Annotated in this window: 21 protein-coding genes; 15 read left to right on the top strand and 6 right to left on the bottom strand. The window is 53.0% G+C overall.

Annotated features, from left to right (window positions below):
- The first annotated feature begins 189 nt into the window (after positions 1-189).
- The 7 genes from P40081_RS33955 (at position 190) to P40081_RS33925 (ending at position 8,261) form a co-directional block, all read left to right on the top strand.
- Entirely contained in the window at positions 190-669 is a 480-nt protein-coding gene (locus tag P40081_RS33955) for a glutathione peroxidase (protein WP_039309160.1), read from the top strand.
- A gap of 254 nt (positions 670-923) precedes the next feature.
- The gene (locus P40081_RS33950; protein ID WP_042140285.1) at positions 924-2,558 is read left to right on the top strand and encodes a formate--tetrahydrofolate ligase; all 1,635 of its coding nucleotides are present in this window, start codon (positions 924-926) and stop codon (positions 2,556-2,558) included.
- Positions 2,559-2,923: 365 nt separating this feature from the next.
- Complete coding sequence (locus P40081_RS33945; protein WP_042140284.1) at positions 2,924-4,288, top strand: FAD-dependent oxidoreductase; 1,365 nt, start codon at positions 2,924-2,926, stop codon at positions 4,286-4,288.
- A gap of 240 nt (positions 4,289-4,528) precedes the next feature.
- Complete coding sequence (locus P40081_RS33940; RefSeq protein ID WP_039309150.1) at positions 4,529-5,356, top strand: formate/nitrite transporter family protein; 828 nt, start codon at positions 4,529-4,531, stop codon at positions 5,354-5,356.
- 466 nt (positions 5,357-5,822) lie between these two features.
- Positions 5,823-7,040 (top strand): MFS transporter, encoded by a 1,218-nt coding sequence (locus tag P40081_RS33935; protein WP_042140282.1) that lies wholly within the window; start codon positions 5,823-5,825, stop codon positions 7,038-7,040.
- Positions 7,041-7,101: 61 nt separating this feature from the next.
- Positions 7,102-7,605 (top strand): GNAT family N-acetyltransferase, encoded by a 504-nt coding sequence (locus tag P40081_RS33930; RefSeq protein ID WP_039309145.1) that lies wholly within the window; start codon positions 7,102-7,104, stop codon positions 7,603-7,605.
- Between the two features lie 11 nt (positions 7,606-7,616).
- On the top strand, positions 7,617-8,261 hold the full coding sequence (locus P40081_RS33925) for an MOSC domain-containing protein (RefSeq protein ID WP_042140281.1): 645 nt from the start codon (positions 7,617-7,619) through the stop codon (positions 8,259-8,261).
- A gap of 133 nt (positions 8,262-8,394) precedes the next feature.
- On the opposite strand, the gene P40081_RS33920 is transcribed toward P40081_RS33925, so the two are convergent.
- Both P40081_RS33920 and P40081_RS33915 read right to left on the bottom strand, forming a co-directional pair.
- Positions 8,395-8,943 carry a GNAT family N-acetyltransferase gene (locus P40081_RS33920; RefSeq protein WP_039309141.1) on the bottom strand — a complete coding sequence of 183 codons (549 nt, stop codon included), beginning with the start codon at positions 8,941-8,943 and terminating at the stop codon, positions 8,395-8,397.
- A gap of 40 nt (positions 8,944-8,983) precedes the next feature.
- A complete protein-coding gene (locus P40081_RS33915) occupies positions 8,984-9,229 on the bottom strand; it encodes a DUF2164 domain-containing protein (RefSeq protein WP_039309139.1) in 246 nt (81 codons plus the stop codon).
- Between the two features lie 247 nt (positions 9,230-9,476).
- Here P40081_RS33915 and P40081_RS33910 point away from each other — a divergent pair, with 247 nt between their 5' ends.
- Positions 9,477-11,189: a glutamine--tRNA ligase/YqeY domain fusion protein gene (locus P40081_RS33910; RefSeq protein ID WP_076247591.1), complete on the top strand. Its 1,713-nt coding sequence runs from the start codon at positions 9,477-9,479 to the stop codon at positions 11,187-11,189.
- 102 nt (positions 11,190-11,291) lie between these two features.
- Here P40081_RS33910 and P40081_RS33905 read toward each other — a convergent pair whose 3' ends face one another.
- Positions 11,292-12,509 carry an MFS transporter gene (locus tag P40081_RS33905; protein ID WP_042140280.1) on the bottom strand — a complete coding sequence of 406 codons (1,218 nt, stop codon included), beginning with the start codon at positions 12,507-12,509 and terminating at the stop codon, positions 11,292-11,294.
- A gap of 236 nt (positions 12,510-12,745) precedes the next feature.
- Between P40081_RS33905 and P40081_RS33900 the strand changes: the two genes are divergently transcribed.
- Genes P40081_RS33900 through P40081_RS33890 form a run of 3 tightly spaced genes read left to right on the top strand, consistent with a single transcriptional unit; the run spans position 12,746 to position 16,282 of the window.
- The gene (locus P40081_RS33900) at positions 12,746-14,611 is read left to right on the top strand and encodes an ABC transporter ATP-binding protein (RefSeq protein WP_042140279.1); all 1,866 of its coding nucleotides are present in this window, start codon (positions 12,746-12,748) and stop codon (positions 14,609-14,611) included.
- Positions 14,541-15,212 (top strand): response regulator transcription factor, encoded by a 672-nt coding sequence (locus P40081_RS33895; protein WP_042140278.1) that lies wholly within the window; start codon positions 14,541-14,543, stop codon positions 15,210-15,212. Before P40081_RS33900 ends, P40081_RS33895 begins: the two co-directional genes overlap by 71 nt.
- Before the next feature lie 2 nt (positions 15,213-15,214).
- Positions 15,215-16,282 carry a sensor histidine kinase gene (locus tag P40081_RS33890; protein ID WP_042140277.1) on the top strand — a complete coding sequence of 356 codons (1,068 nt, stop codon included), beginning with the start codon at positions 15,215-15,217 and terminating at the stop codon, positions 16,280-16,282.
- Here the strand turns inward: P40081_RS33890 and P40081_RS33885 are convergent.
- Positions 16,275-17,018 carry an SDR family oxidoreductase gene (locus tag P40081_RS33885; protein WP_042140276.1) on the bottom strand — a complete coding sequence of 248 codons (744 nt, stop codon included), beginning with the start codon at positions 17,016-17,018 and terminating at the stop codon, positions 16,275-16,277. The two genes, P40081_RS33890 and P40081_RS33885, sit on opposite strands and share 8 nt — an antisense overlap.
- 273 nt (positions 17,019-17,291) lie before the next feature.
- Between P40081_RS33885 and tnpB the strand changes: the two genes are divergently transcribed.
- Positions 17,292-18,431, top strand: a complete 1,140-nt coding sequence (tnpB, locus tag P40081_RS33880) for an IS200/IS605 family element RNA-guided endonuclease TnpB (RefSeq protein WP_042140275.1) — start codon at positions 17,292-17,294, stop codon at positions 18,429-18,431.
- A 192-nt stretch (positions 18,432-18,623) separates the two neighbouring features.
- Here tnpB and P40081_RS33875 read toward each other — a convergent pair whose 3' ends face one another.
- Positions 18,624-19,223 carry a TetR/AcrR family transcriptional regulator gene (locus tag P40081_RS33875; RefSeq protein ID WP_042140274.1) on the bottom strand — a complete coding sequence of 200 codons (600 nt, stop codon included), beginning with the start codon at positions 19,221-19,223 and terminating at the stop codon, positions 18,624-18,626.
- Between the two features lie 108 nt (positions 19,224-19,331).
- Positions 19,332-20,819 carry an aminotransferase-like domain-containing protein gene (locus P40081_RS33870; protein ID WP_042141765.1) on the bottom strand — a complete coding sequence of 496 codons (1,488 nt, stop codon included), beginning with the start codon at positions 20,817-20,819 and terminating at the stop codon, positions 19,332-19,334.
- Between the two features lie 324 nt (positions 20,820-21,143).
- Between P40081_RS33870 and P40081_RS33865 the strand changes: the two genes are divergently transcribed.
- The 3 genes from P40081_RS33865 to P40081_RS33855 all read left to right on the top strand — a co-directional run bounded on the left by P40081_RS33865 (position 21,144) and on the right by P40081_RS33855 (position 23,819).
- On the top strand, positions 21,144-21,755 hold the full coding sequence (locus P40081_RS33865; protein WP_042140273.1) for a LysE/ArgO family amino acid transporter: 612 nt from the start codon (positions 21,144-21,146) through the stop codon (positions 21,753-21,755).
- A 176-nt stretch (positions 21,756-21,931) separates the two neighbouring features.
- A complete protein-coding gene (locus tag P40081_RS33860) occupies positions 21,932-23,323 on the top strand; it encodes a helix-turn-helix domain-containing protein (RefSeq protein WP_197074311.1) in 1,392 nt (463 codons plus the stop codon).
- Positions 23,324-23,639: 316 nt separating this feature from the next.
- Positions 23,640-23,819 (top strand): aspartyl-phosphate phosphatase Spo0E family protein, encoded by a 180-nt coding sequence (locus tag P40081_RS33855; protein ID WP_042140272.1) that lies wholly within the window; start codon positions 23,640-23,642, stop codon positions 23,817-23,819.
- The last annotated feature ends 21 nt before the right edge of the window (positions 23,820-23,840 follow it).

The following is a 23,840-nucleotide window of genomic DNA, read 5'->3' as shown; positions in this document are numbered from 1 at the left end:
CTGCTCACTTAACGATTATCCCTGCAGCTGCCACCCGCACCGCATTCGGAGCCTGAAATTTTGTATCACGCTGCCAATAGGATAAAATAAAGATGAATGCTCGCAGTGATGCATAAGCTGCATAAGGGCATGGACTCTATAAGCCGCCAGGGTAAATACGAATATACAGCCGAAAGGAAGCGAAGCAGGATGTCGATCTATAGTTTTGCCGGAGTCACACCTTCGGGTACAGAAGTGCCGTTTAAGGACTATGAGGGCAAGGTGCTGCTGATCGCCAATACGGCCAGCAAGTGCGGGCTTACCCCGCAATACGGAGATTTACAGAAGCTGTACGAACAATACGGAGATCAAGGGCTTGTTGTGCTGGGATTCCCCTGCAACCAGTTTGCCGGCCAGGAGCCGGGTACAAGTGAGGAAGCGGAAGCCTTCTGCCAGATCAATTACGGCGTTACTTTCCCGGTGTTTGCCAAGGTAGATGTGAATGGGCCGGAGGCAAGCCTGCTGTTCCAATATTTGAAGGGCCAGCAGCCGGGTGACGGGGAGAGCAGCGATATCCAGTGGAACTTCACGAAGTTTCTGGTAGACCGCAGCGGCAATGTGGTGGCGCGTGTGGAGCCGAAGGAATCACCGGAGAGCATGAAGGACCTTATTGAATCGCTGCTGAAGTAAGTAAGGATAGCTGTCACAAAATAGTCCGCTCCCGGATTGGGGTGCACCCGCACCCTGTCCGGGAGTTTTTTTGATATCTAAGCAAGCGGTTTCTGCTTGACTGTAGAGACGGAAGTATCCCCAGTATGAAAATTATCCTTGAATCTTTTCAGAGACACTGTATCCTTTGAAGAGGAATGTTTCACTCATCTACGGAGATTGCATAAAGAATTATGGGATGCAGGATAATAACGGCAGGAGGGTTTCATAAAGGCATGAGGTTAATAACAGAGGTAGCATCGGCAGCAGGGATCAATGAAGAGCATCTGGAGTTGTACGGTAAATATAAAAGCAAACTGTCGCCGTCTCTGTGGGCGGAGCTGAAGCACAAACCGGACGGCAAGCTGGTCCTGGTTACGGCAGTTAACCCTACACCGGCGGGTGAAGGCAAAACCTTGACAACCATCGGATTAGCCCAGGCGCTGAATGCGGCGGGGATCAAGACGGTAGCGGCATTGCGTGAACCTTCGCTTGGACCCTGCCTGGGCATGAAGGGCGGCGCAACCGGCGGAGGCAAGGCGCAGATTGTTCCGGCAGACGAGATTAATCTGCATTTCACCGGGGATATCCATGCGGTGACCTCCGCGCATAACCTGCTCTCCGCGATGATCGATAATCATATTTTTCAGGGCAACGCCTTGAACCTGGACCCGCAGCGGATAGTATGGAAACGTGTGATGGATATGAATGACCGCAGTCTGCGGAATATAGTGACCGGTCTTGGCGACGGCAACGGGACGGTGCGGGAGAGCGGCTTCCAGATCACGACGGCGTCTGAGATTATGGCTGTGCTGTGCCTCTGCAATGACCTCGCGGATCTGAAGAAACGGCTGAGCCGGATGCTGGTTGGATATGACCAATTGGGACAGCCAATAACCGCGAAGGACATCGGAGCCGTTGAGGCGATGACTGCACTGCTCAAGGAAGCGGTCAAGCCTAATCTGGTGCAGACGCTTGAAGGCACGCCCGTGATTGTGCATGGCGGACCCTTTGCCAATATTGCCCACGGCTGCAGCAGTGTAATCGGAACCCGCTACGCCCTGAAGCTCGGAGACGTGGTAGTGACTGAAGCGGGCTTTGGCGCAGATCTTGGTGCTGAGAAGTTCATGGATATCAAATGCCGCCAGGCCGGCCTGACCCCTTCTGCCGCAGTGCTGGTGGTTACAGTGAAATCACTGAAATATAACGGAGGTGTCCGCAAGGAGGAACTGTATGCCGGCAACCGGGCAGCGCTGCTCTCCGGATTGTCCAATATGGAGCGCCATATTGAGAATCTCGGTAAATTCGGTGTGCCTGTACTCGTTGCCCTCAATCACTTTGAAGGGGATGCCCCGGCGGAGATTAACGAGGTGCTGGAGGCCTGCCGCCGGCTGGGTGTGCCTGCTGCGGTATCCAAGGTATGGGCTGAAGGAAGCGCAGGCGGGCAGGAACTGGCGCAGGAGCTGAAGAAGCTGCTGGACCGGGAAGAGGCCGTAAAGTTCGCGCCGCTGTATGAAGACAACCTGGACATTCCGTCCAAAATCAATAAAATCGTCACCGAAATCTACCATGGCGCAGAAGTGGCCTTCTCCCCGGCAGCCAAACGCAGTCTGGCTGTTATTGACAGGCTGGGCTTGCACCAGCTTCAGGTCTGTATGGCCAAAACGCCATATTCCTTCTCGGATCAGCCGAGGCTGCTTGGAGCACCGGAAGGCTTCACCATGGGTGTACGGGACATTACATTGTCCCTTGGCGCAGGATTTGCAGTGGTCATCACAGGGAACATTGTCACAATGCCGGGCCTACCCGCCAAACCGGCCGCAGAAGGGCTGCTGGTCGATGAAGATGGTGTGATCTCCGGTTTGGAATAAACGGTTTTTTGGCCGCATACAGGCGGCAGCCATCCATTAGATAGAGCCTCACTTGTTCCGCAGAAGGTTTGCGGTGTAGTGGGGCTTTTTTTGCTGCAAAGATTAGAATTTATACAGTTTCACACCCTAACGCTGCTTCCTGCTGCTTCCTGCTGCTGACAGACATAATGTCCTACTGGCGGGGAAAACTAATGCAAGAAGAAAAGAAATTCGTGCAGATAATTAAAAATTGAAATTGTGAACAATGTGAGAAAATTCACAAAAGTGCTTGTAATGTGATAAATATCACAATATAATCAGTGTATAAAGTGAAATTAATCACAACTACAGAGAAACAGGCTTGTAAATTGGAGGAGGAAGAAATCATGAAAGTAGCAGTCATTGGATGTACACACGCCGGAACCGCCGCAATTGTTAATACCGCACAGCTGTACCCGGATGCCCAGATTACGGTTTACGAGCGCAACGATAACATATCGTTCTTGTCTTGCGGCATTGCGCTTTACGTAGGGGGAGTCGTCAAGGACCCGCAGGGATTGTTCTATTCTTCCCCGGAACAGCTTGCAGCACTGGGTGTGCAAACGAAGATGCGCCATGAAGTGACGAATGTGGATACCGCCCGCAAAACATTGAAGGCCCGCAACCTCGCTACAGGTGAAGAATTTGAAGATACGTACGACAAGCTGATTATGACAACAGGCTCATGGCCGATTGTGCCTAAGCTGGAAGGTATAGAGCTGGAGGGGATTCTGCTCTCGAAGAATTATAATCACTCCAACACCATTATTGAACAAGCGCAGAAGGTGAAAAGAATTACAGTAGTCGGAGCCGGATATATCGGCGTTGAGCTGGTTGAAGCTTTTCAGATGAACGGCAAGGAAGTTACCCTGATCGACGGGGAAGACCGCATTCTGAGTAAATATCTCGATGAAGAATTCACGGCTCCGATTCAACAATCACTTGAAGAGCATGGCATCAAGCTTGCGCTTGGTGAGAAAGTCGCAGCATTCGCCGGAGAAAACGGCAAAGTGACCAAGGTCATTACAAGCAAGGGAGAGCATGAAACCGATCTGGTCATTCTCTGCATCGGCTTCCGTCCGAATACAGAGCTGCTCAAGGGTCAAGTCGATATGCTTCCGAACGGTGCGATTATGGTCAACGATTACATGCAGACCAGCCTGCCGGATGTATATGCCGCTGGTGACAGCTGTGCGATTCATTACAACCCGACCGGTAAACATGCCTATATTCCGCTCGCCACGAACGCTGTACGCATGGGGACACTGGTAGCCCGCAATCTGGTCTCGAATACGATTCCTTATATGGGTACGCAGGGAACATCAGGCATCAAGATTTATGAAGACAATATTGCCGGAACCGGACTTACCGAGGATGCCGCCAAAGCCGAAGGTATGGATGCTGAAAGTGTTATGCTGATTGACAACTACCGTCCGGAGTTTATGCCGACATTCGAGCAGGTTCAGGTAAAAGTCGTATTCGAACGTGCGACCCGCCGCATTCTTGGGGCACAGATTATGTCCAAGATGGATCTGACGCAGTCGATCAATACCGTATCGGTTTGTATTCAGAATAAAATGACCGTGGACCAGCTGGCCTTCATTGATTTCTTCTTCCAGCCGCACTACAACAAGCCTTGGAACTTCCTGAACACTGCAGGACTTCAGGCACTGCCCAAGACAGTTGCCGTTAAAGAACCAGTACACGTCTAATCCCGCCTGATTTCGCCGGGGCCCGTTAAGGGCTCCTTTTTTTTATGGTTTTAACTATTAATTCCGGGTCCGAATGAGAAAAATATTCCGCCGCCTAACCTTTTATGGTAAATTTGACATGTCAGTGAAAACTTTCACTTAGGTTTTCTGAGAGTGATTTTTATCACGTTAATGTGATTGTGATCACGTTACAATGGCATAAAGGAACAAATTTTAAGTAATTAGAAGGGGATAGGAATCATGGCTTATAACAAACCGCAGGGGATCGCCGAAGTAACGGTAGAGAACGGAGTCAAGAAAGCGCACAATCCGCTCAGCACTGTACTTATTCTTGGTTTCCTGGGAGGAGCGTTTATCGCGCTCGGATTTTTGCTGGATATTCGTGTCATTGCCGGTGCGCCTGCCGAGTGGGGGTCCATCGCTAACTTCATCGGAGCTGCGGTATTCCCGGTAGGGCTGATACTGGTGCTGCTTGCCGGAGGCGAGCTGCTGACAGGCAACATGATGGCGGTGCCGCTTGCTTTTATTGCGAAGAAGATTTCGTTCTGGGAAGTGATTAAGAACCTGGTGCTGATTACACTCAGCAACCTGGCAGGAGCCTTGTTCGTTGCTTATTTCTTCGGTCATGTCGTTGGCCTTACATCGGACGGGGTGTATCTGGAGAAGCTGGTGAGTATGGCTGAGCACAAGATTGATGCGACCTTCCTGCAGGCCTTTATCTCCGGGATCGGCTGTAACTGGCTCGTGGCGCTGGCAGTGTGGCTCTCCTATGGAGCAGATAATTTCAGCGGCAAAATCCTCGGTATCTGGTTCCCGACAATGGCGTTTGTAGCCATCGGCTTCCAGCACGTTGTAGCTAACATGTTCCTTATCCCTGCTGCCATCTTCGAAGGACATTTCACGTGGGCGCAGTATTTCGCCAACTTTGCCCCGGTATGGCTGGGCAATCTTACGGGCGGCGCGATCTTCGTCGCAGCGGCTTACTGGATGGCTTACCTGCGTAAGGAGCCGGCAGCTGTAACGGCTGTTGAAGGAATCTCCGCTGCAGGTGTGAAGAAACACGCTTAATTCAAAATCCGCCGGTGATGACCGGCATGTTCAATAGTTTGGCCCCAGCACTTCCTGGCTTCTCGGCACCCTGTTTTTGGGAATCGCAGAGAGAAAGGGAGTGTTTTTTGTTAGCCCGGCTCTGCCTGGAATAACTTCAGGGCAAAACAAAATTCGCCGTGCATATCCGACTCGGGGGAACGAAATCGGATTCACGGCGAATAAATAGGGAGTGTTTCATATGCACTATTACCCTGGCCTGCGGGGAACGAATCAGGTCATTTCCACCTATTTTCTTTACGTGCAGAAGCTGCAGTTATAGAATATAAATAGCACGGCAGGCGGGAAGTGATTGGGAATTTCGCAGCAGTGAATTCAATGATGCTATGCGATAAAGCGTTAACGCGAGAACTTGCCCGTCATCCTGTTTTCAGATGATACTGGATGGATTAATGACACCTATGTTACAGGGGATGAAAGACAAGTTATGAGATTTTTGCAGGCCTATCCGAAGGAAGTCAAAGTGTTCTTGATTGCCAGTCTCATTAATGCAACCGGCAGTGCGCTGATGTGGCCGCTGGTTACGATGTATGTATTTGATGAGCTGGGACGCAGTATGAAAGATGCGGGAATTGTTCTGCTGGTTCAATCCCTCGGGGGGATTGCCGGGCAATTGCTGGGCGGATCTTTGTATCACAAGGTAGGGGTAAACCGCCTGATTGTCGGAGCACTGGCTATGAACGCGCTGACCCTGTTTGCTCTTCCTTGGGCAAGCGGCAGCTGGAGTATATTCATTATAGTTATGGGCCTGATGGGGTTGTTCAACTCTCTGTCTCTACCGGCTATCCAGGCTTTTATCGGCTTCCGGTTCGCGGAGCAGCGCGGAGAGCTGTTCAATATCATCTATGTCTCGAACAATATCGGGGTAGCACTGGGAACCGCACTGAGCGGATTCCTGGGCAATTATATGCTGAGCTTTGTGCTGAACGGTGTGACTTCGGCAGTGTTTGCCGGATTCTTCTTTGTCTATCTGCGCAGGGTGGGGACAGCACCGTCGCCATCCCATGAGACAATACAGAAGAAACACCCGCAGGGCGAAGCGTCAGGCTGGAAGCTGCTGGGGCATACGCGGATTTATCTGTACATGGCTATTGGTTCGATGTTTCTGCTGATCGGCAATTCGATCTGGAATACCGGAGTATCGCCGTTTATTATTTCAGAAGGCTGGTCGAAGCAGTTATACGGCTTCCTCTGGACGCTGAACGGCGTACTTATCTTTGCCGCGCAGCCGCTGGTCAGTCTGATCAAACGCTGGTTCGCAGGGACTTCTACTGCGCAGATGACAGCAAGCGCCGTATTCTATCTGGGCGGGTATGCGGTTATACTGTTCATGCCGAGCTACCCGGGCATGCTGCTGGCGATGGTGCTGGCTACACTGGGTGAGATGCTGATCTCTCCGGCCATGCCATCCTTCATCTCGGAGCATGCCCAGCGCAGTGCGCCCTTCTATCTCGGGCTTAGCGGCGGTATCGGCGCGGTCGGCCGGGTTATCGGCCCGTATCTGATGGGGATTCAATTCGACAGAGGCGGCCTTGCGCCGACAGGCTGGCTGGCCTGCGGGATGGCGGTTCTGTCCGTGGGATTCTTCGCGGTCCATGCCTACGTTAACCGCGGGAGCGTGAAGCTCCGGGGTAATGCTGCATAAACGGCTGCGCTGTAACTAATCCTTTTATTATCTGCTTAGCAAGGCAAGGGGTGTAGAAGCTATGCAACAACTAAACAGGGATTCGGCTTTCACCATCCGTCCCTCTGAAATCAGGGATGCCCGTGAGCTGATCATTCTCGATAATATGATCTGGACAGAGGAGACAACACCCGGTCCGCTGATGTGGCGCTCCCGGGAGGATTATCTGCTGCATGCACCGCCCGGCTCCCAGCTTGTAGCCTTGCAGGACGGGGAGCTATGCGGGTATGTCGGCTTCGGCTGTCCCAGCGGAATGGAGAGCAACCGCCATGTATGCGAGGTTAATATTGCCGTACATCCGCGCTTCCAGCGCCTGGGTGTAGGCAGCCGGCTGATCGCAGAGATCAAGCGCCATGCCGCAGAGAATGGAATCCGTAAGCTGCGCCTGCGTGTGCTCTCCTGCAATACACCGGCACTCTCGTTCTACCGCAAATGCGGATTCGAGGAGGAGGGACGGCTGCGGGAGGAGTTCTATCTGGGCGGAAGATATGTAGATGAGGTATTCATGAGCTGCATGCTGGACTAGGAGGAATCAAGATGGAAGTCGTCTCACTTAATGTAGGCAAGCCGAAGACCGTAGATTACCGCGGCAAACCGCTGGAAACGGGAATCTACAAGCTGCCGGTCCACGGCCCGCTGGAGCTTCATGCTGAAGGCTTCGACGGGGACGGGCAAGCGGATCTGGTAAACCACGGGGGCCCCGACAAGGCCGTCTGCGTCTATCCGGTTGAGCATTATGCCTACTGGGAAGAGCTGCTTGGCCGGAAGCTGGACTACTCCGCATTCGGTGAGAATATCACAGTGAGCGGACTTCTGGAGACCGAGGTGTGCATCGGGGATGTCTTTGAGATTGGTACGGCACTGCTGCAGGTAAGCCAGCCGCGCTTCCCCTGCTTCAAGCTCTCGCAGAAGCATGGACCGGCGGATATGCCTGCGCGGGTGCTGTCCACAGGTTACAGCGGGTTCTATTTCCGCGTGCTGCGTGAAGGCAGGATTGCATCCGGTGACCGGATTATTAAGCGGGAGAGCGGAGCGGGCCATTTCCCTGTGAAGCAGGTGCTGTACTCGATGGAGCACGGGCGCAAGGATAAGACCGGACTAGCCGAGCTAGCCGGGCTGGACAGCCTCACGGCCGGCATCCGGGACAAATTCCGGGGCTGGCTTGCGGCAGCGGAGAACTAGACCGGAGCAATACCATGGAAAGACGGTACGCCAGAACCCCCGGGGCTTATGTTATGCCTCCGGGGGTTCTGGCTTATGCTGTGTATAAATGTGCATAATAATATGCTGCCAAATGCCTGATGCTGCCTTGCTGTCAGCCCAGCAGCTTCCATTCGCTGCGCAGCAGACCGTAGACTGCGTGGTTCACATAACCTGCGGGCAGCTTCTCCGCCTCGCGGATCACGCCTTCGAAGATGAATCCGAGCCGCTCGGGAATAGCCCTGCTTGCCGTGTTACCCGTAGCGCAGCGGATCTCTACACGGTTGAGCTCCAGCTCCAGCAGGGCATAATCCACGAATACCCGGCAGGCGCTGGTCATGTAGCCGTTGCCTTCATAGCCTTCACCCAGCCAGTAGCCGATACCGACAGACCGGTTATGCCAGTCAATCTCGTGATACCCGATGATCCCGGCTAATTCCTCCCGGACCCACAGTCCGGCCGTGAAGCCGCCATTGTCACTGCCCTGCTTCACGGCATTCTTGATGAAAGTAGTCAGGTGGGCCTGCTCGGCTACGCCGTCCACCCAAGGCAGCCACTGCCTGAGCCGGTGGCGCGAGCGCTCGACCAGGGCGTACATATGGCGGGCATGCTCCGGCATAAGCAGCTTCAGCTTCAGCTCTTCATCAATGACATAATTAAACATGTGGCTTCCCCCTCTGCGGCGTAAGGTATAAGCTTCTGCCCTAACGCTTTTTCCACTCCAGAGCGTAGATATCTTCCTCCAGCGCCTGCATGCGCTGTGAGGCCAGTGTCCGGCAGTCACTCAGTGCCCCGTTGTAGACAGCCGGCCCAAGCTCGTTCAGGAAGAACTCCAGCAGACTATCTGCTGCCAGATGGCCAATCGTTTCCCCGCGTTCGGCTTCGAAGTATGCGCGGATATTCTCGGTGATCAATTCCCGCTGCTCTTTGGGCAGTTTGATCGGTTTCATGGGTACCCTCCTCTTCTCGGTAATCCTATATGATCCATGCTACTCTATCGCCGGGAGAGAAGTCAAAGATGCAGTTTTATCGCTGCGGGATCTTATTGGCGCCTTAGTTTCACCGGGACAGATACGTTGTACATCAGGGACAGGAATGCCGTTTCTGTTTAACTTTTATTGAACATTCCCTGCCTAACGGGTATATTAATAGGAAACATGTTTATACAAGGAAGTAGTAATAATACAGAACGAAAGGTTGATCATTGTGGAGAACCAGGGTACACCCTCCAATTTCATTAAGAACGTCATTACCGAAGATCTCCGCTCGGGCAAGGTTAAGGAAGTGGTCACCCGCTTTCCGCCGGAGCCGAACGGTTATTTACATATCGGACATGCCAAGGCGATCTGGATTAACTTTACACTGGCTGATGAATTCGGCGGCAAGACCCATCTGAGATTCGATGACACCAATCCGGTCAAGGAAGACACGGAGTATGTGAACTCCATTCAGGAAGATGTGAAGTGGCTCGGATACGAATGGGAAGAGCTGCGTTTCGCCTCGGATTATTTCGGGGAGATGTATGAGCGGGCCGAACTGCTGATCAAGAAGGGCAAAGCTTATGTCGATGATCTCACGGCAGAGCAGATCCGTGAATTCCGGGGAACGCTGACGGAGCCGGGACAGAACAGTCCTTACCGTGAACGCGGTATCGATGAGAACCTGGACTTGTTCCACCGCATGCGGGCAGGCGAATTCAAGGACGGCGAGAAGGTGCTGCGCGCCAAAATCGATATGTCCTCTCCGAATATCAATTTGCGTGATCCGGTCATTTACCGAATTTCTCACTCTCATCACCACAATACAGGCGATGAATGGTGCATCTATCCGATGTATACCTTCGCGCATCCGCTCGAAGATGCGATCGAGCATGTTACCCACTCTCTCTGTTCGCTGGAGTTCGAGGATCAGCGCCCGTTCTATGACTGGGTTGTAGCAGAATGCGAGATGCCGGCTGCGCCGCATCAATATGAATTCGGGCGCCTTAATCTGGCCCAGACCGTTACCAGTAAGCGCAAGCTGAAGCTGCTGGTGGATGAAGGCCATGTCGACGGCTGGGATGATCCCCGCATGCCGACGATATCAGGACTGCGCCGCCGCGGGTATACCCCGGAAGCAATCCGCAGCTTCGTGCATGAGACAGGCATTTCCAAGAGCCAGGGCCTCGTAGATCTGCAGATGCTGGAGCATTTCATCCGTGAAGACCTCAAGCTGACGGTACCCCGGACCATGGCTGTGCTGCGGCCGCTGAAGGTAGTTATTACGAATTATCCTGAAGGCGAAACCGAGTATTTCGAGATTGAGAACAATGTGGAGAACCCGGAAATGGGTAACCGCCAGATTCCGTTCTCCCGGGAAATCTATATTGAACGCGATGACTTCATGGAAGTTCCGCCGAATAAGTATTTCCGCCTGTTCCCCGGCAACGAGGTGCGGCTCAAGAATGCTTACTTCATCAAGTGCAACGAGTTCATCAAGGATGAGAACGGAGAAGTTATTGAGCTGCACTGCACCTATGATCCTGAAACGAAGAGCGGCAGCGGATTCACCGGACGCAAGGTCAAGGGAACGCTGCATTGGGTCGATGCGAGCCAGGCGGTACCGGCAGAATTCCGCCTCTATGAGCCGCTGATCTCCGCCGAAGAGGCTGAGACCGAAGCCGAAATCGAAGGACTGGAAGTTGCTGAGAGCAAGCCGGAGCCTACGTTCCTGGATCAGCTTAACCCGAAATCGATCGAGATCATCCAGGGCTTCGTCGAACCGGGCCTGAAGGACAGCGTGCCGCAGGACAAGTTCCAATTCTTCCGCCATGGTTACTTTAATGTAGACAGCAAATATTCATCACCGGAGCATCTGGTATTCAATCTGGTGGTTTCCCTGAAGAGCTCTTTCCAGCCCAAGCAAGGCTAGACTCTCCATGAATGAATACAGGCTTGGCCTCCCGTCCGGGAAGCCAAGCCTGTTTGCTGTGTGCTGTGAATCGAACGGTCCCGCCCACCTCTGGTCCCATCGCTACTCCTCTGCCGCTCCGTCTTCGGGATCAGCCGGAGGCCGGTAGCCGCCGCGGATGAAGAAGAGCCACATCAGGCCGAAGCCGATGGTGCCGAACAGGGCGAGGAGCGCACCGGACTGATACATCGTCTGCACGCCGAGATTCTGATACATCCAGCCGCCGAGCACGCCGCCGAGGATGCCGGATATTCCGCTCCACGTAAGCGTGTAGAGTGCTTGTCCCGAGGACCGGTAAGCCCTTGGAACAAGCAGCATAGTAAGCTGGGTGCCGACATAGAAGAATCCGCCGAAGGTAATGCAGTGCAGCACCTGAATGAGGGCAACCTGTAGTGGAGTGGTCGCATCGGCCATCATCCACCAGCGCAGGAAGAACAGGGCGCTGACGAACGTGAGAGAGGCCAGCAGTACAGAGATTTTACGTTTAAGAATATAATTGCACAAGAGCAGCACTCCCATCTCCAGAATGGAAGAGAGGAACACGGCCAGCCCAATCATGGTCTTGCTTCCCCCCAGCTCTGTGATGTACAGTGACACAAAGGTATTATTCATCGTATTCGGGATAGAGACCAGAATGCCGAAGAGGATGAAGCAGAGGAAGAACGGGTTATAGAAGATCTGACGCAGTCCCCTGAATGGCAAGGGGGCGATTCCGATCGAATGATCAAGCTTCGGCATAGCGATCAGAGCAATCATCGCTGCGCACAGCAGTGCTGCAAAGAGATAAGACAGCACGGAAACACCGGCCCATTCAATCACGGGTCCGGCCAGTATGGCAGTAAACGCCCAGCCTAACGATCCCCAGAGCCGGTATGAGCTGAACCGCTGGCTGGTACCGTCGATATAGCTGAGGATCATGGTATTGCTCTGGGCGAACAGCGGCCCCTGGAAGAAGTAGAAGAACAGAATAGAAATATATATCATCTCGTATGTATTCGCCTGAAAGACTAGCTGGGACAAGACCAGCGTGCCGGTCAGCATGACCAGGACAATCCGCCGGATATTCTGATAACGGTCACTCCAGATACCCCAGAAGGGATTGGCAATAATAGAGACGAGCGCACCTACCGACATCAGGCTCCCGATCTCCAGCTTATTCATTCCCATGATCTGAAGATATAGCGGAAAGAAGCTGGTGAACAGGACGACCGTTCCATATACGAAGAAGTTGAACCATTTAAGAGAGGTGAAAGACAGCTGCTTATCGAGGTTCTCCCGCAAACTTTGCACTCCTTTCCCGCCAGATGCCTTGAATCCATAGAACGGCAGAAGTTGCCGCTTCTATCACTGTAACATTTGTTGAAAAGGGATACAAACCAACTTATATAGGGAATTACAAATCAATGGTAAATTAACAGTTTAATTTCAGTTTACAAAGCACAGTTATTCTAGGTTGGAAGGCGGAAGCGGAACATCAGCTGTTCCTGACATCTATCCGCCGGAAAAGGGGATTAACCATGAAGAACACTCAAGCACCGCAAAAGCAGGGAGCCGCGATGAAGCCGTTCCTGAAGCTGCTGCACGAAACTAAACCCTCCTACATGCTGCTGGCTCTGGCTCTTGGCCTTAGTATGATTTCGACCCTAGTGGGTCTTGTTATTCCAATGTTCACGAAGAACCTGGTCGACGGCTTCTCGCTGGCTTCCGTCAGCAAGCTGCAGATTGCCGGAATTGCCGGAGCTTTCATCGCACAGACCCTTGCCGGCGGCGTCTCGATATATCTGCTGAATGCGGTCGGGCAGAAGATTGTCGCCGGACTTAGGGACCGGCTGTGGCGCAAATTCCTTGTGCTGCCTGTGTCCTATTACAATGAGAACCGGACAGGTGAAAGCGTCAGCCGGATGACCAATGATACGGGAATTCTCAAGACACTGATCTCGGAGCATCTGGCCAGCCTCTTTACCGGCGTGATCTCCATTGTCGGTTCAATCTCTGTCCTGCTCTTCCTGAACTGGAAAATGACGCTGGTACTGTTCACCGTCCTCCCGCTGTCCGCGCTGATTCTGGTACCGCTGGGCCGGCAGATGTACAAAATATCAAAAGGCACACAAGATGAGACAGCCTCCTTCACCGCCACACTTAGCGGTGTATTGTCTGAAATCCGGCTGGTTAAATCCTCGGGAGCCGAGCAGAAGGAATATGAAGCCGGACGCAGCGGAATTATGAACCTGCTGTCCTTCGGCATCCGTGAGGGCAAAATCAGCGCGATGATCAGCCCGCTGGTCTCCTTCGTCTTCATGATGCTGCTTGTGGTGATTATCGGCTATGGCGGAATGCAGGTGTCCTCGGGGGTTCTGACCGCCGGTGAGCTGGTGGCCTTCATTCTGTATCTGATCCAGATTATTATGCCGCTGACCCAGCTGACTCAATTCTTCACGCAGCTTCAGAAGGCCAAAGGTGCCTCGGAGCGGATTATCGAGACGCTTGCGGCAGAGGAAGAAGTGTATGAAGGTGTAGAAGAGGCTGGCAGCGAGGAAGGCCCAATCGATGTGGAAGACCTCAGCTTCGGATACAAAACGGGAGACAAAGTGCTGAACAAGATAAGCTTCACGATGCTGCCGGGCCAGGTGACAGCGATTGTCGGTCCAAGCGGCGGCGGTAAAACGACGCTGTTCTCGCTGCTGGAACGATTCTATGAGCCGCAGAGCGGTGTTATCCGGATGGGCGGCAAGCCGGTATCGATGTTCTCCCTGAAATCCTGGCGTAAGCGGATCGGTTATGTCTCGCAGGAAAGTCCGCTGCTGGCCGGAACGATTGCCGAGAATCTGGGATATGGACTGGACCGCGAGATCAGTAAGGAGGAGCTGCAGCGTGCTGCGGCCATGGCATATGCTGACGGCTTCATTGCAGAGCTTCCGGACGGGTACAATACGGACGTCGGCGAACGCGGAGTGAAGCTGTCCGGCGGACAGCGGCAGCGGATCGCCATTGCCAGAGCGCTGCTGCGCGATCCGAAGATTCTCATGCTCGATGAGGCAACGTCCAGTCTGGACAGCCAGTCGGAAGCCGTTGTACAGAAGGCATTGGGCAATCTGATGCAGGGCAGGACCACGATTGTCATTGCCCACAGACTGGCTACAGTCGTCAATGCGGACCAGATTATATTTATGGAGAAGGGCCGGATAACCGGCAAGGGAACACATGAAGAGCTGCTGCGGGATCATGAGCTGTACCGTGAATTTGCCGAGCAGCAGCTGCAGATGAATACCCCGGAGCTTCAGGGCAGAGTGATAGAGGAGGGTTCTACAGGAAATGGCCAAAATACTGGTAGTGGACGACGATCCGCACATCCGCGAATTGGTGGGAGTCTTTCTGAGAGCTGAAGGCATGGAAGAAGTGCTGAGTGCCTCCGATGGGCTGGAGGCGCTGCGGCTGCTCGAAGAGACCCCGGCCGATCTGGCGATTATTGATGTCATGATGCCGAATATGGACGGCTGGGAGCTGTGCCGGGAGCTGCGCAAGCAATATGACTTCCCGATCCTGATGCTGACAGCCAAAGGTGAAACCTCACAGATTGTCAAAGGCTTCGAGCTTGGTACTGACGACTATCTGGTCAAGCCGTTCGAGCCGCCCGTACTGATCGCCAGAGTGAAGGCGCTGCTGAAGCGGTACCAAATTTCTGCCGCCCAGAGCGTTACCGTAGGGAGCCTGCGGATGAACCGCAGAACATATGAGGTTGTATCCGAGCATGGCGATATTACGCTGCCGCTTAAGGAATTTGAGCTGCTGTTCAAGCTCGCCAGCTATCCGGGTCAGACGCTGACACGCGACCGGCTGATTGAAGAGATCTGGGGTTATGATTTTGAAGGTAATGAGCGGACGCTGGATGTGCATGTGGGCCGTCTGCGCGAGCGGTTTCCCCGGGATAAATTCGGGTTCGCCATCCGCACGATCCGGGGCCTTGGCTACCGGCTGGAGGGATAAGCATGCTGGACAGAATCAGAAAAGTATGGAAGAAAATCAATGTGATTGCGCCTATAGCCGGCATATTGACGATGCTCTTTATCTCCTGGAACGGAAGCTATTTCGGCTCAAGGCTGCTGGTCCGGCATTTCGGCTGGTCCTTCTCCGAATACGGCTATCATCTGTTTATTATGGGCATGCAGGTGATTATCTTCTTCTGCGTGGCTGGCGCCATCGCTTTCGCTACCCGCGGGCAGGACCAGAGATTCTATGTGCCGATCCTGACGGCGATGCGGCAGATTTCCAAAGGTGATTTCAAAATCGAACTGGAGAACAGCGGCCAGTACCGGCAGTTTGGCGGTATTGTGGAGGGGATTAACGAGATGGCCACTGAGCTGAGCCGGATGGAGACGATGCGCCAGGACTTCATCTCTAACGTATCGCATGAGATCCAGTCGCCGCTGACCTCCATCCGCGGGTTCGCCGCAGCCCTGCAGGATGACAGCCTCAGTACTGAGAGCAGGAAGCATTACCTGGACATCATTGAAGCGGAGAGCCGCCGCCTGTCCGGCCTGAGCGACAATCTGCTGAAGCTGTCGGCACTGGAGGCAGAGAGCTTCCCGTTCGAGCGGAAGCCCTACAGGCTGGATAAGCAGCTGCAGGAGATGATCCTGGCCTCAGAGCCGCAGTGGCTGGGCAAGGATATTGAGGTAGAGGCAGATCTTGCAGAAACCACAGTGGTTGCGGTAAAAGACCTGCTCAGCCAGGTGTGGACCAACCTGCTGCATAACAGCATCAAGTTCACCCCGCAGGGCGGACGGATTACCGTCTCCTTGCGCATCTCAGAGGAGCAGATTGAAGTGGAGGTGAAGGACAGCGGAATCGGCATTGCCGAAGAGGAGCTGCCGCGGATCTTCGAACGCTTCTATAAAGTGGACAAATCCAGAAGCGTCAGCGGGGGCGGCGGAAGCGGCCTGGGACTGCCGCTGGTGAAGAAAATCGTTGAACTTCACGAAGGCAGCATACAGATAACAAGCCGTCCCGGTGAGGGGACGGCTTCAGTCGTACGTATACCTCTGCAAGTCAGATGAATCCGCCGTTGACGCGGAGGGTCTGGCCGGTAATCCACCCGGAGTCTTCTCCGGCCAGGAAGCTGACCACGCCGGCAATATCCTCCGGCTGGCCCAGACGTCCGAAGGCATTGCCCTTCTTCAGCCCTTCCAGTACGGCCTCTGATTTGCCCTCCAGGAACAATTCTGTGGCTACTGGTCCTGGTGCCACCGCATTGATGGTGATGCCTTTGCTGCCGAATTCCTTGGCAAGCTGGCGGGTGAATTGCTCAACCGCACCTTTGGTGCCGGCATAAATACTATAGGCCGGGAACATCTGCCCGTTGACGGAAGTGGAGAAATTAATAATCCGTCCGCCCTGTTCGAGGTGATAGAAGGCCTGCTGGCAGGAGAAGTAGGTGCCCTTGACGTTGATGGCGAACTGCTTGTCGAATTGCTCTTCGGTAGCTTCTCCGATCAGGGAATTCATCATAATCCCCGCATTGTTGACCACGATATCGATCTTTCCATAGAGCGCCTTGGTCTCCTTGAACAGCTGTTCAATCTGGGCAGGCTTGCTGATGTCTGCCTGCAGGGCAGCGGCTGTTCCGCCGCCCGCCCGAATGGCCGTTACTACGTCATCTGCCTGGGCGGGACTGCTCGAATAGTTGATGATAACGGAAGCCCCCTGCTCCGCCAACCGCTCAGCTACACTCCGCCCGATTCCTCTTGATGATCCGGTAACAATAGCCACCTTGCCTTGCAATGGTTGTGTCATTAGTAGTTCCTCCTTGAATTTAACAAAAAGTTGTCAGAATTCCCCCACTTCTAAAGTGGCTGGATGAATGACAACGGTTTGGACTTGGATTTTAAAGGGATTTCGGTTATGCTAGGGAAAGCGAATGTATGTTCCTGTAATGGTCTTGTCCGATTTGTTCGTGGATTGCGTCCATGGTTGATTTGGCCAGCCGGAACTTTGTTCTATTTTGCGGACTCGCCTTCGGGTTGAACAGCAAATCGAAGGCGCACCACGTACATAGGAGGCCTTCTTGTGCTCAAAACATTCAAATATCGCCTGGAACCCACAACACAGCAGGCGGAACTATTCGCCAAAACCTTCGGCTGCGTACGCAAAGTCTACAATCTCATGCTCCATGACCGCATCGAATCGTACCAAAAGCATCAAGAAACTGGTGAGAAAATCAAGTTCAAGGCACCCGCGCAATACAAAAATGAATTTCCCTTTCTTAAAGAAGTCGATAGTTTGGCTCTGGCTAATGCGCAACTCCACCTGAATACCGCCTACCGCCACTTTTTCCAGCAGCCCGCCTCTGGTTTCCCCAAGTGGAAATCCCGCAAAAATCCCGTTCAATCCTACACCACGAATAATCAAAAAGGAACGATTGCAATTCAGGCGGGTCGCTATCTGAAGCTGCCCAAAATGAAGCCGGTACGTATCAAACTACATCGACAACCGGAAGGGGTGATCAAGTCAGCGACGATCTCCCGCACCGCATCCGGCAAGTACTTTGTCTCCCTGCTGTGCGAAACGGACATTCCGCCCAAACCCCAAACGGGTTCGGTGATCGGGATTGATCTCGGTCTTGCGCATTTTGCAATTTTCTCGGATGGAACAAAGGTACCGAATCCGAGAGTTCTCGCCCAAACCGCCGCTACCCTAGCGAAAGCGCAGCGCAAACTATCGCGCCGGGCGCAGCAGGCGAAGAAGGACGGACATCTGCTCAGCGAGAGCCGCAACTACCAGAAGCAGCGAATTCTGGTCGCCAAGCTGCATGAAAAAGTGGCCAACCAACGAAATGACTTTCTGAACAAACTCAGCACGGATCTCGTCAACAACCACGATGTGATCAGTGTGGAGTCGCTGAATGTCAAAGGGTTGGTTCGGAATCGCAGACTTGCCCGGTCGCTTCATGACGTCTCGTGGTCAAGCTTTCTATCCAAACTGACCTATAAAGCGGCGTGGTACGGCAAACAAGTCGTACAGGTGGACCGCTGGTTTCCTTCGAGCCAGCTGTGCTCGGCTTGTGGGCATCCAGGCGGGAAGAAGGCGCTCCACATCCGGGAATGGAGCTGCCCCAGCTGCGGTGTCCACCATGACCGTGACGTCAATGCGAGCTTGAACATTCGAACCGAAGGGCTTCGCCTGCTGCAAGGCACAGGAGTGCGTTAACTGGACCCCGAACCGCAGGGACTGCGGGGATCGCTTGGGTAAGGCGCTGAGCAGATGCGAAGGGAGAGGAGAAGCCGCTCCCTCCATTTGCTTAAGCGCGCAATAAATCTGACCGCTGCTCACGGATGTACGCCGTTTTGAGCAAGTCCGGGTTGTTTCCAAGAAGCCGCCACCTCTATAGGTGGGGGTAGTTCACTGTACGGATAATCCTCTTTCCAGCAGTGTCCAGAGCTGGGCGAATTCCTGCATGATGCCCGGGCTGCGCCACTCATAGGCGTGCGCCGGATGGTGAAAGCGTGCGGTGCCATAGAGGACTGAACGTGCCTGTACCGCCGCCGGGATACTCCGTGATATAAGACCTTGTTCCATGCCCTGGGCAATGAGAAGGTCAATGTGATCGAGAAGCTTCCGGATATGGACTTCAACAAGCGCTGCCGATTCTTCAGTGACGGCTGCATACATTTTGAACATCTCGCTGTCCTGTGAAGCATGATGCTGCTTAAGCTCTACGAGCTTAGCGATATAATCTCTAAGCTGCCCCAAGGCATTGGTTGTGGGTATCGCGGCAATTTCAGTTAGCGGAGCTACAATCATCTCCTCCAGCCACCGTTCCGTCACCGCCTCCCGCAACGCAGCTTTGCTGGGGAAATGCCGGTACAGGGTTCCATGACTTACGCCCAGCAGCTTCGCTACATCAGTGACTGAAGCCTTGTCCGGCCCGTATTTGCGCAGGGTTTGTTCAGCGGCATTAAGGATTTCTGTCTTGCTCAAAAAAGAGCCTGTTTTATTCACGGGTATTTCCCCTTCCTGTGCATGAGCATAACATAGCACATAACAAATGACAAATAATTATTTTTGTCATTTGTTATGTGCTATATGTTATCCGGCTATTCGTGTTAATCATGGAGCTTCCCTGATTACATTTGCCAGCAGGGCAATTCCGCGCTCCAGTTCTGCCGGAGAAGCATAAGCGTAGGACAGTCTGAGGTGCCCGCGGTCACTGCGGTCGTACAGATCGCCTGTATTCAGCAGCAATCCGGCGCGCAGGGCTGCAGTGAACAGCTTGCGCGGAGGCACAGGATGCAGGAGGGACAGCCAGATGTAGAATCCGCCTGCCGGTACATTCCAGGTTGCCAGTCCGGCACAATGAAGCTGCAGCAGCTCCAGCACAAGATCACGGCGCTCCCGGAGTCTGCCGCGCAGCACCTGCAGATGCTCCTCATGATAGCCGTCCTCAAGCCAACTGGCGGCAGCCAGCTGTGACAGGGAGCTTGCGCCGTAATCACTCTGCATTTTGATATCGGCCAGCCGCCGGACCACCGGCTCCGGGCCGACAATCCAGCCTATGCGCAGGCCGGGGCTGGCTGCCTTGGACAGGGTGCCCAGATGCAGCACTCTGCCCTCGCGGTCCAGCGCCTTCAGCGGCAGCGGAGGCGGTGCATCCAGCCACAGCTCCTGATAGGCACCATCCTCCAGAATAGGCAGCCCCAGGCTGCCTGTGACCTGCATGAGCTCCCGGCGCCGCCCGGCATCCATCAGAATTCCGGTGGGATTGTGAAAGGAAGGGATACTGTAGAGCATCGCCGCCTTGCTGCGGACAGCCTCAGCTGTAAGATGCTCCGGGATCAGCCCGCGTCCGTCCATGGGCAGCCCGCTGAATTTCACCCCCGCAGACTGAAAGGCATGAATCGAATACAGATAGGACGGCTTCTCCAGCAGGATCGATGAGCCGCGCGGCAGAAGGCCCAGAGCAATAAGCTGGAGTCCCTGAAGTGCCCCGGAGGTGATAAGAATGGAGGCGGGGTCGGCTGCAATGCCGCTTCGGGCCAGCATCCGGCTTACCGCAGCCCGCAGCGCCGGATTGCCGAGCGGTTCCTCATAAGAGAGCGGTGGAAGAATGCGCTGCGCGAGCCCGGCCAGCACCTGGTTCATCGCCGCCCCGGGCAGCAGCTCCGGCGCAGGCTCACCGGTGCCGAGTCGGATCAGACCCGGCTCATATTCGAGCCGGTTGATATCCTGTACGGTAGGCAGGTTGGGATAGTGAATCCCTTCCTCCACATAATCATTCCAGTTGCCCGTCCGCTCCATTGCTGCCGGAGCCGTGACCGTATCTGAACCGCCGGCGGGCCGGATGGCGGAACGTGTATCCGCTACAACTACGGTCCCGCCGCCGCGTCTGCCCTCAATCAGGCCCAGCGCTGTAAGCTGGTCCAGCGCCGTGACCACCGTGCTGCGGTTAACACCGAGCATGCGGCAGAGCTCACGCTGCGGAGCCAGCCGCATCCCGGGAGGCCAGGCCCCGCTGCTGATCTTGGCTAGGAAGTAGGAGGATATCTGACTATGAAGCGGCAACGGGGAAGCCGGGTCCGGCTTCCATGTGCCTTGCAGGACAGGGAGTGAGCCGTCCGGCTCCTTTTCAAGAGCGGCAGGTGCGGGAGCTTCAGGATGACCGGAAGGACCGGCAGGGCTTAAGTCTGGATGATCTGGCGGATGCTGATGTGTCAAGGGACCGGCTCCTCTTTTGTGGTTTCTTTCCTTGAGTGTACCATGATTCATAGTCGTCTATTAAGCTTGGCTGGGTATGAGACGGACAACTTGGATGGTTACGGCAGCCTCTGCACCAGAGTACGATCAGAATGCATTAACCGGGAAAACGCTGTGGAAGCTTGTCTATCCGGCAGCATCACAGCTTATATGAAGGAGGAAGAAGTTATGACGGAAGCCATTGTACATGGGATCATTCTGGCCTTCGGGCTTATTCTGCCGCTGGGCGTGCAGAATATATTCGTATTCAATCAAGGGGCACAGCACGCGAGATTCCGCAGTGTGCTGCCTGTAGTTCTGACGGCAGCGGTATGCGATACGCTGCTTATAACTGCAGCAGTAGGCGGTATTTCTCTGGTCATTCTATCGCTGGACTGGGTCACGCCCCTTATATACAGTGCGGGAATCCTGTTTCTCTGCTTCATGGGCTGGAGAATCTGGCGCTCTTCTCCGGCGCAGGAAGAGGCGGGGCGCCTCTCTCCGAAGGGACAGATGCTGTATGCACTGTCCGTTTCCCTCCTGAATCCGCATGCGCTGCTGGATACGGTGGGCGTCATCGGTACGAGCTCGCTGCAATATGACGGTATGGTTCGCTGGGCTTTCGCGGCGGCTGCGGTGGCCGTCTCCTGGATCTGGTTCCTGGGTCTTGCCGCTGCGGGCCGCCTGCTCGGCAGGATGGATGCCTCCGGTAAGGTGATTAAGAGGCTGAATACCGCTTCAGCACTATTGATCTGGGCGGTTGCCGTCTACATGGGAATACGGCTGTGGCGGAGCTTTTAGCGTGAATTTAGCCATGCAGAACCGGATTCGGCAACCGCGTTGCCAAACTGTTTCGAAAACTTCACACATTCATACTTTATCTGAATCTAGTCTATTGACCATTGGAATATAATCGCCTACTATACAGATATAAACACAAAATTCTAAATTATGGAATTCGGAAGGGTGGTGTTTCCTTGGAGCCTGCAGCCACGATTCGAGATCAGCTAGTGGACTATTTATCAAAGCATGAGCTGTCTATCAATCAGTTTGCCATAAGATCCGGCATTAATTCCGGGACATTAAGCCGGATTATTAATGGTCATCAGCCGATTGCCATGAGCCATCTGGAGTTAATTACTGCAGGGATGGGGGTACGCGAGGACTATTTTTACAGTTTATATGTAGATGAATGCTTCTATCATTCGGCACCGACCTGGCGGCGGCTTCGGCCTTTTATTGTAAAGTGTGCAGAGCTTGGGCGCATGGACTGTATCGAGCTTCTGGTACATAATCTGCTTGATAATCTGACCTATGTTCCCATGTTATTCGAAGTAGCCGAAGGATTGTTTCAGCAGGGGTATTGGCCGGGGGCAGCACTGCTCTACGAGAATGTAAGCGCCAGCGAGAAATACCAGTACTCCGAACGGCTGGCTATGTGCCAATACCGCCTGTTCCAGATCGCACTTGGTGATGATCAGAGCACGAACCTGCGCGCTGCTACTCTGTTTGAGAACTACATCCCGCGTTTGGATGAGGCGGACCAGCTGGATGCGCTCAAAGAATTGATGAATGTCTATTATTCATTGCAACAATGGAATAAAGTGAATGAACTTGCGCTAGAACTGCTTCGGCTTGCGACGATTCGTTATGATCTTTATTGCCGTTCGAAACATAAACATATGGTGAAGACTGGAGAAAGGCCGCTGTGCTTTTATATATTATATGCTCATTTAATGCGCTCAATTGTATGTGAGGAACGCGGAGACTACAAAGCTGCTCTTGATCTTGTACCGTTATACACAGACATAGAATGGATTCAGGATGAGAGTGAAGATTCGAAACGAACCGTAGCCCAATTTCAGGAGTGGGGTAAGGCCAATACTTATCTATATCGCTTATTGGGTGGACAAGCAGAAGTGTTGGATGACTATGTGGAATATGTTTCTGCTCGGGAAGGTGAGATTTTTACAGCGTTATATAATATCATTAAATCTGCAAATAAGTATAATTGGAATGTAGACCATATATTAGAACAATTTTCTGATTATACGCCTTTTAGAATACATCCGACAGAGTTTGGAGAGTACAATCAGCAGGTTATAGCGGATCAACACGCCAGATTTCTTGCAGAGCTTGGAGTATACTACTTGCAGAATAAGCGAAACGAAGGAATTGGGTATATATTAAAAAGCTTGGAATCATCTTCTAAAATAAATAGTGAAAGTATTGTCTTCAAATGCGTTGATCTATTTGAGCAATACCGTCATATAGCGGAAGAAGAAGAACAGAAACAATACAAACTTATAATTAGAGAGGTGCAGGATGCGAATGAAAAGAAAAATTTTAATATTGCTAGCCTCGTGTAGTTTGGCCTTATTGATTATCGTGCCTGTAGAAAGCATTGTAGACAAACCGATACAACAAATGGTTCAGCCCATGGGACATGGTGGCGGTGGAGGTTGAATAACGAAAGTTGTATTTCCGGAATAAAGAATGCATTCCACCGATAATTGAATATTCCCCAAAGACGGTCCTGCCATATAGGATCGTCTTTTTTTGGATAACTGTGGAAGGATTAAATATAATCACCCATATAACCACGTTAACAGGTAATGCGTTCAGACTAACATTTTATTATTTTACATAAATATCTATAATATTGCATAAGGAGGCGGGATTTCCATGTATAGTCCGGCAAGTGTCAGAATTCGTATTGAGAGAGCTAGAAGCAAGCTACATAAGTTGCAAGTCCAATATGGCGGTTTTGGTCATCCTAAGGTAATACGGCAATCCGTAGTGCTGGATGAACTGCTTAATTCTTATGATAATACCTACCGGATGAAGAAAAGGCCGCCTGCTTAGCAGTAACTGAACAGATGAAGT

It is taken from the genome of Paenibacillus sp. FSL P4-0081 (assembly GCF_000758565.1).
In the GTDB taxonomy this organism is placed as follows: Bacteria; Bacillota; Bacilli; order Paenibacillales; family Paenibacillaceae; genus Paenibacillus_AQ; species Paenibacillus_AQ phytohabitans.
Note: the sequence above shows the minus strand (reverse complement) of the source record. Positions and strands in the feature narration are given on the sequence as shown.

Excerpts from the sequence above, each read along its gene's own strand:
- P40081_RS33945 (WP_042140284.1), top strand. The coding sequence starts at position 2,924 with ATGAAAGTAGCAGTCATTGGATGTACACACGCCGGAACCGCCGCAATT.
- P40081_RS33890 (WP_042140277.1), top strand. The coding sequence starts at position 15,215 with ATGCTGGACAGAATCAGAAAAGTATGGAAGAAAATCAATGTGATTGCG.
- P40081_RS33865 (WP_042140273.1), top strand. The coding sequence starts at position 21,144 with ATGACGGAAGCCATTGTACATGGGATCATTCTGGCCTTCGGGCTTATT.
- P40081_RS33900 (WP_042140279.1), top strand. The coding sequence starts at position 12,746 with ATGAAGAACACTCAAGCACCGCAAAAGCAGGGAGCCGCGATGAAGCCG.
- P40081_RS33915 (WP_039309139.1), bottom strand. The coding sequence starts at position 9,229 with ATGAAACCGATCAAACTGCCCAAAGAGCAGCGGGAATTGATCACCGAG.
- P40081_RS33920 (WP_039309141.1), bottom strand. The coding sequence starts at position 8,943 with ATGTTTAATTATGTCATTGATGAAGAGCTGAAGCTGAAGCTGCTTATG.
- P40081_RS33955 (WP_039309160.1), top strand. The coding sequence starts at position 190 with ATGTCGATCTATAGTTTTGCCGGAGTCACACCTTCGGGTACAGAAGTG.
- P40081_RS33930 (WP_039309145.1), top strand. The coding sequence starts at position 7,102 with ATGCAACAACTAAACAGGGATTCGGCTTTCACCATCCGTCCCTCTGAA.
- P40081_RS33950 (WP_042140285.1), top strand. The coding sequence starts at position 924 with ATGAGGTTAATAACAGAGGTAGCATCGGCAGCAGGGATCAATGAAGAG.
- P40081_RS33885 (WP_042140276.1), bottom strand. The coding sequence starts at position 17,018 with ATGACACAACCATTGCAAGGCAAGGTGGCTATTGTTACCGGATCATCA.
- P40081_RS33895 (WP_042140278.1), top strand. The coding sequence starts at position 14,541 with ATGGCCAAAATACTGGTAGTGGACGACGATCCGCACATCCGCGAATTG.
- P40081_RS33855 (WP_042140272.1), top strand. The coding sequence starts at position 23,640 with ATGTATAGTCCGGCAAGTGTCAGAATTCGTATTGAGAGAGCTAGAAGC.
- P40081_RS33925 (WP_042140281.1), top strand. The coding sequence starts at position 7,617 with ATGGAAGTCGTCTCACTTAATGTAGGCAAGCCGAAGACCGTAGATTAC.
- P40081_RS33935 (WP_042140282.1), top strand. The coding sequence starts at position 5,823 with ATGAGATTTTTGCAGGCCTATCCGAAGGAAGTCAAAGTGTTCTTGATT.
- P40081_RS33940 (WP_039309150.1), top strand. The coding sequence starts at position 4,529 with ATGGCTTATAACAAACCGCAGGGGATCGCCGAAGTAACGGTAGAGAAC.